The sequence below is a fragment of the Desulfobacterales bacterium genome (genome assembly GCA_034520365.1).
GTDB lineage: Bacteria > Desulfobacterota > Desulfobacteria > Desulfobacterales > Desulfosalsimonadaceae > M55B175.
On record JAXHNP010000001.1, the window covers coordinates 1 to 16,921 of the forward strand.

At 54.7% G+C, this 16,921-nt stretch carries 11 protein-coding genes; 8 read left to right on the plus strand and 3 right to left on the minus strand.

Annotation, left to right across the window (positions count from 1 at the left end):
• The 3 genes from U5L07_00005 to U5L07_00015 all read right to left on the minus strand — a co-directional run.
• The coding region (locus tag U5L07_00005) for a glucoamylase family protein (GenBank protein MDZ7830112.1) at positions 1 to 6,323 on the minus strand (6,323 nt) is incomplete at its 3' end.
• A gap of 254 nt (positions 6,324 to 6,577) precedes the next feature.
• The gene (locus U5L07_00010; GenBank protein ID MDZ7830113.1) at positions 6,578 to 8,491 is read right to left on the minus strand and encodes a hypothetical protein; all 1,914 of its coding nucleotides are present in this window, start codon (positions 8,489 to 8,491) and stop codon (positions 6,578 to 6,580) included.
• Position 8,492: 1 nt separating this feature from the next.
• On the minus strand, positions 8,493 to 9,452 hold the full coding sequence (locus tag U5L07_00015) for a universal stress protein (protein ID MDZ7830114.1): 960 nt from the start codon (positions 9,450 to 9,452) through the stop codon (positions 8,493 to 8,495).
• 369 nt (positions 9,453 to 9,821) lie between these two features.
• On the opposite strand from U5L07_00015, the gene U5L07_00020 reads away from it, so the two are divergent.
• The 8 genes from U5L07_00020 to U5L07_00055 all read left to right on the plus strand — a co-directional run bounded on the left by U5L07_00020 (position 9,822) and on the right by U5L07_00055 (position 16,851).
• Positions 9,822 to 11,477 (plus strand): wax ester/triacylglycerol synthase family O-acyltransferase, encoded by a 1,656-nt coding sequence (locus U5L07_00020; GenBank protein MDZ7830115.1) that lies wholly within the window; start codon positions 9,822 to 9,824, stop codon positions 11,475 to 11,477.
• Between the two features lie 55 nt (positions 11,478 to 11,532).
• Complete coding sequence (locus U5L07_00025; protein MDZ7830116.1) at positions 11,533 to 12,045, plus strand: hypothetical protein; 513 nt, start codon at positions 11,533 to 11,535, stop codon at positions 12,043 to 12,045.
• A gap of 281 nt (positions 12,046 to 12,326) precedes the next feature.
• On the plus strand, positions 12,327 to 12,506 hold the full coding sequence (locus U5L07_00030) for a CsbD family protein (protein MDZ7830117.1): 180 nt from the start codon (positions 12,327 to 12,329) through the stop codon (positions 12,504 to 12,506).
• A gap of 115 nt (positions 12,507 to 12,621) precedes the next feature.
• Positions 12,622 to 12,843, plus strand: coding sequence for a DUF3185 domain-containing protein (locus U5L07_00035; protein ID MDZ7830118.1), 222 nt, complete (start codon positions 12,622 to 12,624; stop codon positions 12,841 to 12,843).
• A 22-nt stretch (positions 12,844 to 12,865) separates the two neighbouring features.
• The gene (locus tag U5L07_00040) at positions 12,866 to 13,360 is read left to right on the plus strand and encodes a hypothetical protein (GenBank protein ID MDZ7830119.1); all 495 of its coding nucleotides are present in this window, start codon (positions 12,866 to 12,868) and stop codon (positions 13,358 to 13,360) included.
• A gap of 102 nt (positions 13,361 to 13,462) precedes the next feature.
• A complete protein-coding gene (locus U5L07_00045) occupies positions 13,463 to 13,657 on the plus strand; it encodes a radical SAM protein (protein MDZ7830120.1) in 195 nt (64 codons plus the stop codon).
• Between the two features lie 160 nt (positions 13,658 to 13,817).
• Positions 13,818 to 15,299, plus strand: coding sequence for a sigma 54-interacting transcriptional regulator (locus U5L07_00050; protein ID MDZ7830121.1), 1,482 nt, complete (start codon positions 13,818 to 13,820; stop codon positions 15,297 to 15,299).
• 313 nt (positions 15,300 to 15,612) lie between these two features.
• Positions 15,613 to 16,851, plus strand: coding sequence for a DEAD/DEAH box helicase (locus U5L07_00055; GenBank protein MDZ7830122.1), 1,239 nt, complete (start codon positions 15,613 to 15,615; stop codon positions 16,849 to 16,851).
• The last annotated feature ends 70 nt before the right edge of the window (positions 16,852 to 16,921 follow it).

Sequence of the window (16,921 nt, forward strand, 5' to 3'; positions counted from 1 at the left end):
CCCATGTGTACCACGACCTCGTATCGCCGCTTTTCATCCAAAAGGGGAATGTCTGTCCCGGCCAGGACTTCGCCTTCGAGCAGGATCTGTTCGATCCCGCTGTTGACGCCTTTCGGGTTTCGGACCTGAATATGGTAAATTGATGCGCCGTGGCGGTAGGTTATGGCAAATCCGGGCCAGGCCCCGGGGATGCAGGGGGAGATGCGAAGAACATTTCCCTGGCGGCGAAATCCCAGAATCGCCTCCAGGCCAAGTCGGTACATCCAGGACCCTGATCCGGTATACCAGGTCCACCCGCCCTGTCCGGTATGCGGGGGCATACTGTAGACATCGGCCGCGATGACATAGGGCTCCACCCGGTACCGGGCCATCTTTTCCGGGGTATCCCCGTGGTATATGGGGTTTAACATCCGGAAAAGCGCTTCGCTGCGGTCTCCCTGGCCCAACTCGGCAAAGGCCCATACGGCCCAGGTTGCTGCGTGGGTGTACTGTCCCCCGTTTTCCCGGATGCCCGGGGGATATCCTTTGATGTATCCGGGATCGCGCGGGGAGGTATCAAAGGGCGGCGAAAAAAGCCGGATCAGTTGGTCCTCCGGTTTTACGAGGTGTTTTTGGACCGCTTCCATGGCGCGTTTGGCACGGGAGAAATCCGTCTCTCCGCCGGAAAGAAGGGCCCAGGACTGCGCAATAGAGTCGATCCGGCACTCGTCGGATTTAGACGAGCCCAGCGGTACGCCGTCGTCGTAGAATCCCCGCAAATACCACTCCCCGTCCCATCCGGACGCTTCGATATCACGGTGCAGTTCCCGGGACATGGTGATAAACGTATCCGCCTGCCCGCCCTGGTCCATCTGCCGGCATACATCGGCAAAATCAATGAGGGTGGCGCGCAGAAACCAGCCCAGCCACACACTTTCCCCTTTTCCGCCGATGCCCACCCGGTTCATGCCGTCGTTCCAGTCGCCCGCACCGATCAGGGGCAGCCCGTGATTTCCCCGGGTGGCGGCTTTCCGGATGGCCCGCAGGCAATGCTCATAAAGGCTGAAACCTTCGGCAGTGTGTTCATAATGGCCGTATCGTTCCTCCTCTTCGGCTTCGAGCTCCTTTGCCTGCAGAAACGGAATTTGCTCGGCCAATACGGAACCGTCGCCGGTGACTTTCACGTAATGGGCGGTCACATAAGGCAGCCACAGCAGGTCGTCGGTGATGCGGGTGCGCACCCCGCGTCCGGACGGCGGGTGCCACCAGTGAAGGACATCGCCTTCTGCGAACTGGTGCCGGGCGGAAAGCAGGAGGTGCTCCCGGGCGATTTCCGGCCGGTGGTGCAAAATACCCATCATATCCTGGAGTTGATCCCGGAAACCGAATGCGCCGCTCGACTGGTAGAGCGCCGAGCGCCCCCAGATGCGGCAGGAAAGATTCTGGTAAACCAGCCATCGGTTGAGCATCAGGTCCATGCCCGCATCCGGGGTTTCAACCGTCACGGAGCCCAGAAGCGCTTCCCAGCATGCTGTTGTCTCCTGCCATGCCGAATCGATGCGCCCCGGCTCGCGGTATTTTGCCACAAGCTGCTGCGCATCTTCCCGGTTTTTGCCCTGTCCCAACAGAAAACAGACTTCCTGGACTTCTCCCGGGGCCAGATTGAGGTGGACCTGGACTGCGCCGCACGGATCAATCCCCGCCGTAATGTCATTGGCCAGACCGATCCGTCCGAGAGCGGCCGGACGCCGGTAGTCTCCCATGCGACCCAGAAACTCGGAGCGGCTGGCGGTAAACCCGTGAAGCGGTTTGTCTGCCGAAAGAAAGGCCACCTGCCCGCCGAATTCGGTATTGTAGCTATTGTGCACAAACAGGGCATGATTTTCGTTGTCATACGACGTTACGATAAAGGGCTGCATGCCCTCCCGATCCGGGCCGAGCACCCAGTCCGCGTAATAGGTGGCTGTTATCCGGCGCATCCGTCCGCTCATGTTCTCCAGACGAAGGCAAATGAGCTTGATTGGGTCGGCAACAGGCGTAAACAGGTGCATCTGCTGACAAATCCCATGGCTGCGGTGTTCAAAGACAGTGTAGCCGGCACCGTGCCGGATCAGGTGGGGCTGGCGTTCTCCGGCCGGCAGCGGTGTCGGCGACCATATCTGTGCTGTTTCTTCATCGCGCAGGTAAAGGGCTTCTGCCGGGGGATCGGAGACAGGGTCATTGTGCCACGGGGTCAGCCGGTTTTCGCCGCTGTTAACCGCCCAGGTGTTGCCGGATCCGCTTTCCGAGATTGTAAAGCCGAATCCCGGATTGGCGATCACGTTGATCCAGGGGGCGGGGGGCATCTGCCCCGGTGCCAGGTAAATGACGTACTCGCGCCCGTCCGGCGTGAATCCGCCCAGCCCGTTGTCGAACAAAAGATCGTCCGGGCGGCGAAGCGGCGGTGTCTGCGCCGGCGTTTCAGCCGGGGCGGGTCCCGGGATGAAATCCGGAAGCGGCGGTGTCGGTGCGGTGTCAATGCCGGCCAGTTGGTCGGCCAGCGGGCCTTTATCCGCGTCGAGTATCCCCCTTGCGGCGGTGTCGAGCAAAACGCGGTCTGCTGGTTCCATCTGATCGGCATTTAACAGAAAAATGCCGCCGCGCCGGTTGACCCACGCATCGCTGTTGGTGCGCTGCAAAAGCCGATGAATCTGTCCCTGCAGTTCCTGGGCATATCCGCTTTCCTTCATGTTGACAATGACCAGATCGATTGTAAAACCGCGGTTGCGCCAGTAAGCATGCGCCCGAAGCAGCTCCTGGACAAGGGCCGTTTCCTCCTGGCTGGAGATGCGAACCAGGAGGATGGGATAATCTCCGGATATGGCATGGGGCCACAGCCCCGGCTGCCCCCTGGTATTGGCCGCCAGCGTTTGCGGATCGGCCCGCAGCACCGAATGGGGATAGAGCATCACGGAAAGAAGCTTTTCAATGGATGCCAGATCCGAACTCGAAAGCTCCAGCTGCCGGAGCTCCGATCGGGTATTTGTTTCAGCCTTTGAAAACGCGCGATCCACGGCTGAAAGGTTCCGGAAGCGTTCGGCGGTTTCCATGGCCAGTTCCTCTGCATTTGCCGCCAGGGTATACCATGCGATCTGGATTTTCTGATTCGGTTCCAGTTCAATCTCCTGGCCCAGAGACATGATCGGATCAAGTGTGGCTTCGCTGCTTTTATCCGCATCGGTCTTGTTCTGCCCGGGCCAAAGGGGATCGCGGACCGTCCGCCCCCTTCCCAGAAACCGAAGCCGGTTGGTTTCATGGGCGCCTGTGGCGGCTGTGCCTTCCGGGAGGATCAGACCGTGGACCAAAAAAATCGGGGACTCATCCGCCGAGCGCGGGCGGCGCCGAAAGAAAAGCCCGTTTATTTCTTCTATGAACCGGCTTTCAATAAACAGTTTGTTAAAAGCCGGATGACGCCGGTCGACCTCCGGCGGGGCAAGGACGACCTCCCCGTAGCTGGCGGCAAATAAACGGCGGGTTTGATGGCCCTGGTTGGTGATGGTAAGCCGGCGGATTTCCATGGCATCCTCCGGCGGCACGGTGATTTCGGTGTGCAGCATTATGTCTTGAAATTCTGTTCGAAAGTCGGCTTTATGGGGGGAAAAATGGGCCTCGGCCTTGTTTGGCGCCTTTCCGACGGGCTGATAAGTGGCCGACCAGAGCGCACCGCTTTGCTGATCGCATACATAGATCCAGCTCCCCTGGTTGTCGAGGGTGGTATCAGCGCGCCACCGGGTCAGAGCGGTTTTCTCCCAAAAGCTGCAACCGCCTCCGGCGCTGGTGATAAAGAGTCCGTAATGGCCGTTGGAAAGCAGGTGGACATGCGGAAAAGGGGTATGGACCGGCACGGGCCACGAATTCATCCCGATTTCCGGCTTTTCCGTCACCCGCCGGACGGCCGCCATTTCCGGAAGTGTTTCAAGCGGCGCCTGATTCGACGATTTCTCCTGCAGCAGGAGGTCTGCGCTTTGAATCCGGGGATCACTGTGGAACCGGTTGATCATTTTCCCGTCAGTGAGATAATTGGCCAGAGACAGCATAATCATGCCCTGGTGATGGCTGTAAAACGAGCGGATCACGGCCTGCTTTTCTCCCATGGAAAGCCGGGACGGTGTGTAGTCTATCGCCTCGTAGAAGCCGTACGTACCGAGCGCATTTTGTTCGATGAGCGCGGCAATATTGTCCACCACGGCCCGGGGCCGGATTGTCAGCGCCAGAAGGGATGCATAGGGGGCGATGACCAGATCTTCTTCCAGCCCCCGCTTGAACCCCAGATCCGGCACCCCGAAAGCGCGGTACTGGTAGTGCATATCCGCGTTGAACCGGTAATACGCGGACTCGGAAACCCCCCATGGTACTTTTTTCTGCTTTCCGAAAGCAATCTGGCGGGCCACTGCGGCCCGGGCGCTTTGCCCCAGAAGCGTGGATGCGTTTTCCCGCATCAGAAGGATCGGCATGAGGTATTCAAACATGCTTCCGCTCCAGGAAAGCAGATATCGTGTATGATCCACCCGCATCATCGGCCGGGACAGATGCAGCCAGTGGCTCTGGGGGATATCTCCCTTGGCGATGGCCACCAGGCTTGCAATGCGTGCCTCGGAGGCCATCAGATCATAGTGATTGGCGTCCAGGGCGTCTGCATCCACGTTGTAGCCGATCCGAAAAAGCTGGCGCTGCGGATTGAACAGAAACGGGAAATCCATGGCCGCCACCATTGCTTCCGCCTGGCGACCGATTTCCATGAAATCCGACAGGATATAACGGGCGTTTTCCTGCGCCGAGAGCAAGCTCTCTTTGAGTTGCGCGCACCACGTCACGGCTTCATCGCGCTCCTGTGTGGCGGCCATGGCATTCAGTGCCTTCTGCAGCCGATCAAGGCGTTCCAGAGCTGCCCCGCAAATTTCTTCCACCTCATCGATAGTCGGCATAAGCGGCAGCGAGCCCTTTAGCCCATTCCATTCCTCGGCTGCCGGTGTGTTGGCGGACTGCAACAGCGCCGGTACGTCATCGAGCATTGAAAGCCAGGGGGCGAGTTGCAAAATTTCCCGCCGCGCATTGCGCAACTGGTAATGAATTCGTTGTGTCCACAGGCGCAGGGTGTTTAAATCCGCTGCGTTCAAAAGATGTCCTTTGGCTTCCACCATGTCGGCCAGGCGCTGGTCCAGTTCCGGCAAAACCGCTTTTTCCATTTGATGCAAAAGGGGTATCCACTGCTTGGGTTCGTCCTGAACGGCCAGAATTTGATTCCGGATATGGTCCCACTGGGATTTCACCGGGCTGACCGCCTCGTATGCCTCCTTTTTTAAATTCGACACGATGTCGTCGAGCACATCAAGGGTATCGAGAAGGCCCTGGCATTGCTGCCAACATAATATCGGGGCATTCTGCAAACCGGCACATCCCTGGCGCAGCGTCAGGAGGCATGCAGCCAAATTCCCGCTGTCCACCGCGGACACATATCTGGGCTGAAGCGGCTGAAGGCTGCGGGTTTCATACCAATTGAGAAAATGACCCCGATGCCGCTCCAGTTTTTCCATTGCGTCAACGGTGTTGCGCAAACGGGCGGAGAGCAGCGGGAGGCCGATATATCCCAGGTCGTAAGCCGACAGGGTAGACAGCAGCAAAAGCCCGATATTGGTGGGCGATGTGCGGTGGGCCACAAGCCCCAGAGGCGATTCCTGAAAATGATCCGGCGGGAGCCAGTAATCTTCGGGGCCCACAAACTGTTCGAAAAAAAACCAGGTACGCCGGGCCAGACGGCGAAGCTGGTAGCGCTGCCCGGTCTCCAGAATCTCCTGCGCTATCTCTGCGGGCCGGCTGATCCGGTAGGCGATGTATGGAGAGAGTGACCAGGCAATCAGCAGCGGGGCTGCGCTGAAAAGAGCCGTGGCATTAAAGGCGCTCAGCAGGAAAAAAACGCCTGCGGCAATCATCAAAGCGCCCCACATCCGCTGCCAGAACCAGCCTGATTTGGCTTTGTTCTCAAGCCCCCGGGCGGTGCTGGCCGATGTCGTCCATTCCAGCAGTCGCCTGTGGGAAACCCAAACCCGGTAGAGGGTCCTGAAAACGGCATCCATTGTAATCAGGGCTTCATAGGGCAGAAATGCCAGCATCAGCAGCCAGCGCAAACCCGACAGCCGAAAGCTGGCCGCGGTATCCCGCAGAGACGCCCGACCCCGCAATTGTGAGGGAAGTTGTGTGATTGCCTGAAGTGCCAAAGGAGCCGCCGACAACAGCAGGGCGAGCAGTGTCCACACAATGACCGGCCCGGGAAACAAAAGCCATACGGCGATGAGCAGAACCAGCATTGCCGGCTGAAACAGGCTTCGGATCAGGTTGTCGAGAATTTTCCAGCGGCCGATCAGCGAAATCCGGTAGGGACTGGAAATGGCTTCGGGATGGGGTTTGCGAAACAAAAGCCAGGGCAGAAGCTGCCAGTCCCCCCGAACCCATCGATGCAGCCGGCGCGCATACACCGGATAGCTGGGCGGGTATTCTTCGAGCAAAACAATATCGGTCACCAGGCCGACCCGGACATGAAGGCCTTCGAAGAGGTCATGGCTCAACAGTGCATTTTCCGGAACCCGCCGGAAAAGGATACATTCAAAGGCGGTAATATCATAGATGCCCTTGCCCGTGTAGATGCCTTCTCCGAACAGGTCCTGGTAGACGTCCGAGGCTGCGGTGGAATACAGATCCAATCCGCTGCTTCCGGAAAAAATTCCGGAAAAAGGGATCGGTTGGCACTGACCGGATGAATCTCCGTTCTCGGCTGAAGAACCGTATATCCGGTGATGCCTTCGCCGGTTTGAGAATCGAATCGGACGCGGTTTAAGGGGTGAGCCAGGGTTCCGATCAGGCGATGGGCCGTTTCGCGCGGCAGCAGGGTATCGGCATCCAGGGTGATGACATAGCGGATATCCGACAGGGCGGCCATATCCCCGATCCGGACCACATAGGAAGTGTTTTCGTCTCCGCTGAGCAGGCGGTTGAATTCATCGAGCTTTCCTCTTTTGCGCTCCCATCCCATCCATATGTTTTCTTTGGGATTCCACATTCGTTCCCGATGGAAAAGAAAAAAGGGCGAATGCCCCGCCTCGTCTCCGGCAGATGCCCCGTAGCGCTGGTTGAGTCGTTCGGTGCCGGTGATGGCCCTTGCAATCAGCTCCCGGTCGTCGGGGCTCTCTTTTTCTTGCGCATCAGCCACGTCGGTCAGCAGCGCAAAAAAGAGGCGGGGATCGGGATTGCCCAGATAATGGCGTTCCACCTGGCGCAGCAGCGTGTCGATCTCATCGGTATCGCTCAACATGGCCGGGATCACCACGATAGTGCGGCAATCGGCAGCAATGCCATCTTTAAAGTCAAGTTTCGGAAGCACCCGGGGGGAGATGATGCGGGTAAGGCCCCAATTGGTCAGGGTGACAGCGGCGGTGATAACAGGGATCAGGGAAAAAACCGAAATCAGGCACAACTGGAAAGTCCCGGCGCCGGCGCTATACCCGTAACCCATGAGCAAAAGCAGAATCAACAGGGTCAAAATCCCGATTGTCCCCAAATAGACCAGGGTCGGACGATTCAGGAGCCATCGCTTCAGACCGGCCCCTGCGGCGGGCTTAAATCCCATTTGGGCTTCGAGCCGGGCGCGCCCGGCGTCGATGAGATAATAACCGACATGGCTGTGGTGATCTGCTCCGGATGGATTTTTTATGCCGCCTTGTTGCGCCAGCCGGACCACCTCCCGGGCCACTTCGGTTTCGCTGTAAGGCGTTTTTTCCGCAAGCGCTTCAACGGCTTTCCGGTACCTGTCCCGGGATTCAAAATCCATGAGACCATAGGCCGCTGACGGATCTTGCCTCAGGATCTGCTCCACAAGGGAAACCTGTTCAAAAAAATCTTTCCAGTCCTGGGTCTCCAGGCTGCGCAGGCTCTGAATCGACAGGGCGACCATGGACTCGTCGGAAACCGTTTCCAGAGCGGGCAGGGCCGCCGGGGCAAAGTCTTTTTCACTTTCCTGCGGTTCCAGAAGATTTCCCGCCGCCTGGGTGAGATAATCGAGAACACCCAGCCGCAGCATTACCGGAAGCGCCCAGAGTTCACCGATGTCTAAAATTTGGGATTGCTGATACGTCGAGATAAAGTCCTTTAACTCATCGGTTTTCAGGTCCGCCTGACATGCCTGGATGGCTTCCAGGGCGACCCCGTAGATGCGGGGTTTGCCCCGGAGCGCGGAGGTGTTTAGCTTGGGCAGTTGCCGGTAGAATTGTACCGGCATCGCCTCCTGAATATTGCGCCAGGCCTCCTGGATGATGTGGAAGTTGTCCAGAAGCCATTCGGATGCGGGAGACCGGGTAAACTCCTTTTCGGCCTCCCGGACGAAATGCCGGTAGGCTTTCCAAAGCACTCTTTTTTGTGCATTTAAGCGATTGTTGAGCCAGGCGGGACTGCCTGTCAGGCCAATGACGGAGCGGGTCAGCATTCTAATGCCCCTTTTTTTCAGCAGCCGCTGCTTCCGCCGCGGTCGGCTCTATTTTGTCGCGGGGGAAGTCCTGCACGAGAAGCAGCGGTGTGGTGCCATAGGCGATAAAGGTATGCGCGATGCTGCCGAAGGTCCATCTCGATTTTCCGGAATAACCGTGGGCGCTCAGGACCACCAGGTCCGCATTTTGCTCGGTCACCAGTTCATGGAGCCGGGCGGCTGCATCGTCGGATGTTTCCACAAGGGTACGGGCTTCTACAGCCAAACGGGGCAAAACCGTCTCAAAATGTTTTCCCATTTCTTCACGGTTGCGCGCCACCAAACGGTTTACCAGTTTCTCATCTTCCTGCGTCAGTTGGGTCCATCGCGGCATTTCCGGCATGTTTACCACATGGGCCAGCATAAGTTCCGCATTGTGGGTCTGGGCCAGGGCGGTTGCCGGGGGCAGGGCAAATTCAGATCTTTTCGAACCATCGAGAGGAACCAGTATCCTGCTGAAGCGAAACGGGGCGGACGGATCTTTTTCATCCCAGTGGTATGCCCGGACGATCATGATGGAGATGCGCGCGCGGGCGATGATTTTATGGAACACGCTGCCGGCAGACCATCCGCTCAGGCCGCTTCTGCCGTGGCTGCTGAGCACCATCAAATCGATGCCCTTTTCCTGGATGGCTTCTATGATGCGCTGGGCCGGATGCCCCTCCTTTAGCAAAAAATCCGCGCTGATACCCTCTGCTTCAAACCGGGCCCCCAATTCAGCCAGGTAGGCGTTGGCCTCCCTTTTGTACATGCTCCATTCCAGCGGATCAATGGGCTGCAAACACTCTGCGTTTTGCGCTTTTTCCAGAACCCGCAACAGCGTGACACGGGCGCCGAACGCCCGGGCAAACGCCACGGCGCAGGAAACAGAGCATTCGGCCAGACCGGAGCCGTCAAGCGGAATGAGGATGTGTCGAAACATCGATCTTCTCCTTATTTGGTTGTTTCGTTATGCCTGATGTATCATTGCTTACGGTTTGATTTTGCGATCTGATTTGTTCACACTCAAAAGTATAACGACGCGTTGCAGCACTGTCGATAAGATTTTGCCACATGTACTGGCAACATATGATCAGTGGTCATATATGATCAGTCCCGTTCACCCTCCTGCCCAAATCACCTCTGCCGGTTTAACCAAACATCCTCGTTAAACCAGTCAATTATCGCTAACATCGCGAATACAAAAATTCTGGCACGGATTGTGTAAGACGATAAAGCATAAAGCAGAAGACGCTTCAACTGAGTCGACCCGGTCTTCTGATCAATAATCGCTTTTCAAAGGACGTGCATTATGACTGAGACCATGACAAATGCGGATAATTTCTGGCTGCATATGGATCATCCCACAAATCTGATGATCATTACCGGCATTATGGAATTTAAAGAAACACTGGATTATGACGAAGCCTGCGCAACCCTGGAAGACCGCTTGTGCGCGTTTAACCGGTTCAAACAACGCGTTGTCATGCCATTATCGGGATACGGCATCGCCAGCTGGGAGTTTGACCCCTACTTTGATATCCGGTCTCATTTTCACCGGGTAGCCCTTCCGGGTGCGGGCGATAAGGCGGCGCTTCAACGAATGGTCAGTGATTTGATGACCATGCCGTTGGACAGGAACAAACCCCTGTGGTCATGCCATCTTATTGAAAATTATAAAAAAGGATGCGCGCTGTTCTTCAGGCTGCATCACTGTATTGCCGACGGCATTTCCCTGGTCCACGTTATCCTCTCCACCACTGACAAAGAACCCGGTATTCCCTTATTTGAAGCCAAACGCGCCAGACCGGAAAAGAAATGGACACCGCCTTCTTTCATGCCGCTCGGGCAATTGATCGCAAACGCGTCCGGAGTAATCAACAAGACACGAATAATCGGCGGAAAGTTGAGTGCAGAGGGCTCAAAAGTGTTCTCCAGACCGTCATATCTGAAAACGCTCATCAAAAACACTTCCGGCGCGTCTGTTGACACGGCAACAGTTTTGACCAGGCTCGCCATGATGCCGTTTGATCCCAAAACCTGTTTTAAAGGGCCGTTGGGCGTTCGAAAGCGGGTCGCCTGGTCGAATCGCATATCACTGGAAAACGTCAAAACCATCGGTAAAGCCCTTGGCGCCACGATCAACGACGTTCTCATCGCTTCGGTCGCCGGTGCGCTGCGACAGTATCTGATAATGAGAGGTGACAGGGTTCGGGAAACGGAGCTGCGCGCTGCAATTCCTGTCAACATCCGTGAACCCGGGACCGCATTTGAACTGGGCAATAAATTCAGCCTGGTTTTTCTTGCCTTGCCGGTCCACATCGAAGACCCGATTTTTCGCTTAAGAGAAGTTAAAAGACGGATGGATCATCTTAAACAGTCGCCGGACGCCGCTGTCGCGTTTATGGTGTTAAGGGCGCTGGGGATATCCTCGGCGACCATCGCCAAAAAGGCCTCCAATTTCTTCGGCAATAAGGCGACGGCTGTTCTGACCAATGTCCCCGGCCCGCCAAAGCCCCTCTATTTTTCGGGAAAGAAGGTCGAAAATTTTATCGGCTGGGTCCCCAGGGCCGGTCGGGTCGGCATGGGAATCAGTATTTTCAGCTATGCCGGTAAAGTCGGAATCGGTTTGGTGACAGATGAGGGGCTGGTTCCTGACCCGGATACCATTTTGAAAAATTTTGAAGCCGAGCTCAATCTCCTCTTTAATATCGTTAAAACCGGGAAAATAGCGCCCGATTCGCTCGTTTATGACAGCAACGCCAGCGACCTGAAAGCATTTTTAAAAGCCGAAAAGGGGAAAACCGACTCCGAAAAAACAACAGTCAAAAAAAAGGAGAAAAAGCATCATGAACAAAACAATTTAGCGGGCGGTACCAGTAACAGCGAATACGCAAAAGAAGTGGAAGGCGTCAAGGACGTCAACAATGAGATGACCATCGAAAAAACCGTGCCCACGACCAACTAAGACTTCCGTAGTTTAACAAAATGCACGAAAACCTAAATAAAAAGGAGTTTGAAAAATGAAAAAACTGATATTTTTGCTGATCACAATATCCATGTTGTTTGTCGTACCCGCCGCCATGGCTTACACGGAAGGGGATTTTGAATTGACGCTGGGTGGCAGCGGCTCCAGTGATGAAAGTCTGGATGGCACCGTGTTCAATATTGAAGCCGGACTGGGATATTTCATGACGCAGAATTTTGAAGCGGTGTGGCGGCAAGGGGTTTCATATGCTGATATTCCCGGCGATGACAACTGGAATGCGTCCACCCGTTTAGCCTTTGATTATAATTTCGATATGGGGAACTGGTTTCCCTACCTTGGCGCTAATATCGGCTATTTATATGGCGATACGGTCAAGGAACAATTTATCGCGGGGCCGGAAGGCGGCGTGAAATTTTTTGTCAATAACACAACGTTTATTACCGCCGGTATCGAATACCAGTTTCTCTTCGAAAACGCAAGCGACGCGGATGATAACTTCGATGATGGACGGTTTGTCTATCTTTTGGGCATCGGCTTTAAGTTCTAATCGGCCATGACCCTTGCTCCATCTGCCGGAAAAATATTTTTGGAGATGGAGCAAGGAGATCCTTTTAATTGCAAACTTTGTGGGGAGTGCGGCCTCATTCTTCCGATCGGCAAATGGGTGCTGGCCGATTCCTATAAAAACCAGTATGATGTGTCAATCCACCGACGAGGATGGAAATCTGGCATAATGATTGAGTCTATAGAAAGCAGGGATGGATGAATCCCCCGGGAAAGAATCCTCGAAATAACAAAGAATAACTGAAAACAAAAAGGACGAATACCATGAAATCAAGCATCAAAGACAACGCAGAAGGCAAGATGCACCAGGTAAAAGGCAAAGTCAAACAGATCGCCGGCATCGTCGCCGAAAACAGCGATCTGGAAGCCGAAGGCAAAGAAGAACATCTGGAAGGAAAAATTCAGGAAAAGGTCGATCAGATCAAGAAAGTGATGGGCAAGTAGAAGGATCTTTAAGTTCCACATGCTGATTTTTTCAGCATTCCTCCAGAAGAGAGCCGGCCGGGGCTTACAATACCGGCCATTCTTAAAAATGAATAAAGATAAAAGGAAAAATTAAATGAGAACAACCATACTTTTGGCAATCATACTGATTGGTATTGGGATCGCAGCTTTCGGGTATCAGGGAATCAGCTACACGACCAGAGAGAAGGTCGTTGATATCGGTCCGATTGAAATGACGGCGGACAAAACCCGAACGATCCCCTTGCCGCCGATCATCGGCGGAATCGCGCTGGCGGGCGGGATCGCTCTGCTGATCCGTGGAAAAAAAAGGGGATGAAATCGAGACACTGAGGCCCAATATGCGAGATATCAACAATTCAAACAGAAAGATTATGGAAATGAAACAAACCATCTTTGTCAAAAAATTACTCAGTATTTTTATTTTTATCGCATTGCTCACGCAAATATCGGCTTGCGGCTATCTTCTCCATCCCGATAGAAGGGGACAGACCGGCGGGCGCATTGACGTGGGGATCGTGGCCTTAGACGGAATCGGACTTCTGTTTTTCCTCGTTCCGGGCATTATCGCCTTTGCCGTGGATTTTTCCACCGGGTGTATTTACCTGCCGGGCGGCAGGTTTTCCGCCATTCCGGATAATGATGAAATCAGGGTAATTCAGGTCGATCCAGCCGAACTCAATGAAGCAGCCATCAAAAAAATTATTATCAGGGAAACAGGCGTGTCCGCAGGGTTTGATCTGAACCGGGCGCAGGTTTACGCTTTAAATGGAAGCGGGGATGTCCCGGGCCGGTTTGCCGCGGTTAAAAAGCCCGGCTATCATCATATCCGATAGCGTCCGATAACAATGAGGAACTACAAAGCTTCCTCCTTCTGCGATCTTGGCGACACCCCGGCGCCCGTATGGGGTCTGATAAAAATGAAACGATACGCGTCTATGAGTATTCAATTCTCACGGGGATGCCCGTTTAACTGCGAATTCTGCAATGTGACGGCGTTATTCGGTCACCGCCCGCGCATCAAAACGCCGCATCAGGTTATTGCGGAATTGGATCGTATTTATACTTCTGGATGGCGCGGCAGTATATTTCTTGTTGACGATAATTTTATCGGCAACAAGGGGCTATCTTAAAACCCATTTGCTGCCCGCCCTGGTCGAATGGCGCAAAAATAAAAAGGAATGTGTGTTCTTCACGGAAGCCTCTATCTATTAAACCTAAATTGTTGCCGTCTCGATGTTATGCTATTATATTGAATGTATTGGTTTTAATTGATAAGCATGGAGCCGGCAAATGCCAAAAAAATTTCTGGAAATTTTCAAAAGCATCCTGGGGTCGATCAGAGACCCCCTGGTGGTGCTTGATCCGGACCTGAAAGTGGTAACGGCCAATAACGCCTTTTACCACACCTTTGGTGCCAGCCCTGATGAAACAGAGGGCGTCCTGATATACGAACTGGGCAGCCGGCAATGGGATATTCCCAGGCTCAGGCAACTGCTTGAAGAGATTCTGCCCCAAAATACCAGTTTTCATGACTTTGAAGTCGAACATGACTTTGCGGCCATCGGCAGTAAAATTATGCATCTCAATGCCAGGCGGATCCATGGCGAGGGCAACCAAACCCAAGTGATTCTGCTGGCAATCGAAGATGTGACCGAGCGTGAATATTACAAAAGGCACCTCGAAAAAATTGTTGAGCAAAGAACGGCCGACCTCAGCACGGCCACGCAGGCTGCGGAAAAAAACAGGCAGGCGGCCGAGGACGCGCTTTTTGAAGTCAGCAAGCTCAAAGACCAGCTCGAAGCCGAAAGAGCCTATCTCCAGGAAGAAATCAAGCTGGTATACAATCATGAAAACATCATCGGCAAAAGCGATGCCATCAATTATGTACTTTACAAAATTGAACAAATCGCCGGCACAGACACCAATGTCCTGATTCTCGGAGAAACCGGGACCGGCAAGGAACTGGCGGCCCGCGCGATTCACGGCATGAGCCTGCGCAAGGATCGGGCCCTGGTGAAAATGAACTGCGCCGCCCTCCCCACCAACCTGATTGAAAGTGAGCTCTTCGGCCACGAAAAAGGCGCTTTCACCGGCGCGCATTCCAGCCGCCAGGGACGCTTTGAAGTCGCTGACGGCGCCACCCTGTTCCTGGATGAAATCGGCGAACTGCCGCTGGAATTGCAGCCCAAGCTGCTCCAGGTAATTGATAAAGGTGAGTTTGAACGCCTGGGCAGTTCAAAAACCAAAAAAGTCGATGTTCGCATCATTGCCGCCACCAATCGCAATCTGGAAGCGGAGGTCCAAAAAGGCGCGTTCCGTGAAGACCTCTGGTATCGGCTCAATATTTTCCCGATCACTATGCCGCCGCTGCGGGATCGCCTCGAAGACATCCCGCTGCTGACCGGTTTTTATGTTGAGCAGATCTCAAAAAGACTGGGCAAATCGATCAAGGTGATCCCGGCGGGTGTTATGGAGGCGCTTCAGCAATACCACTGGCCCGGCAATGTTCGCGAACTGGAAAATGTCCTTGAACGGGCGGTGATCAATTCCTCCGGTACCAAGCTGCGGCTGGTGGATGAATTGAAAAAGCCCTACAAAGATGCCGCAAAACCGGATCAAACCCTGGAAAATGTCGAGCGTGAATATATTAAACGGGTGCTGGAACAAGTCGGCTGGAAAGTGAGCGGCAAAAACAGTGCGGCTGAAATCCTGGGCCTGAATCGCAGCACCCTGCGCGCCCGAATGCGCAAATTCAATATCCGCAGACCCTGAAACTCTCATTTAAGATCCAACTCCGCTTTTCTTCCCCCTCGGCTCAAAAAAAAGCCGGCAAGGGGTCATAAAGGGATTGAATAGATGTGTTAAACCGGACGAATTATTTTTTCCGCACATTCAAAGAGTTACATTGACAAATGGCTTTTTAGCCCCTATGATTGTTTATAACGTAACGTCCTGGACAATAAAAGAACACTTTAAGCTCCGGAACAATTCCGGGGCTTTTTTTATGCCTAAATTGAGCGTTATAAATTTACATTAAAACTTTGTAACGCTCAATTTAAGTTATACCATTTAACAAAGAGGTTTTATGAATTTTCAAACATTTAAGTTCCATCCTGCTGTCGCGGCGGGCGTAACCGCCGCCGGATTCACCGCGCCCACCCCCATCCAAAAACAGGCAATGCCTCCGGTCATGGCCGGAAAAGACGTCATGGGCCTGGCCCAGACGGGTACCGGCAAAACCGCGGCTTTCGCGCTGCCGATTTTAAACCGCCTGATGGCGGGCAAACGCGGCACCACCCGGGCCCTGATCGTGGCGCCCACCCGGGAACTGGCCGAACAGATCCACGAAGCGATAACCCTGCTGGGACAAAAAACCGGCCTGAAAAGCATCGCCATCTACGGGGGCGTGGCCATCGGCCCGCAGATCAAATCAGCCCGCCGGGCCGATATCATCGTGGCCTGTCCCGGCCGGCTGCTTGACCATATCGGCCGGAAAACGGTTGACCTTTCGGCCCTGGAAGTACTCGTCCTGGATGAGGCCGATCATATGTTCGACATGGGGTTTCTGCCCGATATCCGCCGCATCCTGAAACAGATACCGGCAAAGCGTCAGACCCTTCTTTTTTCGGCCACCATGCCCGAAGAAATCCGGCACCTGGCAGGGGAGAGCCTGGTCGATCCGGTCACCGTAAAAGTCGGGATCACCGCCCCGGTCGAAACGGTTTCCCATGCGCTTTTTCCTGTAGCCCAGCACCAGAAGACGCCGCTTCTGCTTGAACTACTTCAGCAGACCCGGACCGATTCGGTCCTCGTCTTCACCCGTACCAAGCACCGGGCCAAGCGCCTCGGCGAGCAGCTCAGCCGGGCCGGCTACCGGGCGGCATCGCTTCAGGGCAATCTTTCCCAGAACCGGCGGCAGGATGCCATTAACGGTTTCCGCGACGGGACCTACCAGATCATGGTGGCCACTGACATTGCCGCGCGGGGCATCGATATTGCCAACGTATCCCACGTGATCAATTACGACATCCCCAACACGGCGGATGCCTATATCCACCGAATCGGACGGACCGGCCGCGCTGCGCACACAGGCGAGGCCTACACCATGATCACCGATGAAGATACCCAGATGGTCCGGGCCATCGACCGGGTCATGGGCGCAAAGGTTGAACGCCAGACCCTGCCGGATTTCAATTACGAAGCCGCAGCCGCAAAAGCAAACCAGCCCCCGCGACCTGCCGGGCAGAAACCGTCAAACCGCCAACCTGCGGGCTCAAAACCGAAGCACAGCCGATCCGCGCCGGCGAAAAAACGCAGAGCTTAAAGCAATGAAGGTCGGTTCTCAGGGAATTCAGGGAACAGGCCCTTCAAATAGCCATTACTTGATGATTGAC

Bases quoted from the DNA above. Each gene is read 5' to 3' on its own strand.
- U5L07_00050 (MDZ7830121.1), top strand. From the start codon at position 13,818: ATGCCAAAAAAATTTCTGGAAATTTTCAAAAGCATCCTGGGGTCGATC.
- U5L07_00035 (MDZ7830118.1), top strand. From the start codon at position 12,622: ATGAGAACAACCATACTTTTGGCAATCATACTGATTGGTATTGGGATC.
- U5L07_00020 (MDZ7830115.1), top strand. From the start codon at position 9,822: ATGACTGAGACCATGACAAATGCGGATAATTTCTGGCTGCATATGGAT.
- U5L07_00010 (MDZ7830113.1), bottom strand. From the start codon at position 8,491: ATGCTGACCCGCTCCGTCATTGGCCTGACAGGCAGTCCCGCCTGGCTC.
- U5L07_00040 (MDZ7830119.1), top strand. From the start codon at position 12,866: ATGCGAGATATCAACAATTCAAACAGAAAGATTATGGAAATGAAACAA.
- U5L07_00025 (MDZ7830116.1), top strand. From the start codon at position 11,533: ATGAAAAAACTGATATTTTTGCTGATCACAATATCCATGTTGTTTGTC.
- U5L07_00045 (MDZ7830120.1), top strand. From the start codon at position 13,463: ATGAGTATTCAATTCTCACGGGGATGCCCGTTTAACTGCGAATTCTGC.
- U5L07_00030 (MDZ7830117.1), top strand. From the start codon at position 12,327: ATGAAATCAAGCATCAAAGACAACGCAGAAGGCAAGATGCACCAGGTA.
- U5L07_00015 (MDZ7830114.1), bottom strand. From the start codon at position 9,452: ATGTTTCGACACATCCTCATTCCGCTTGACGGCTCCGGTCTGGCCGAA.
- U5L07_00055 (MDZ7830122.1), top strand. From the start codon at position 15,613: ATGAATTTTCAAACATTTAAGTTCCATCCTGCTGTCGCGGCGGGCGTA.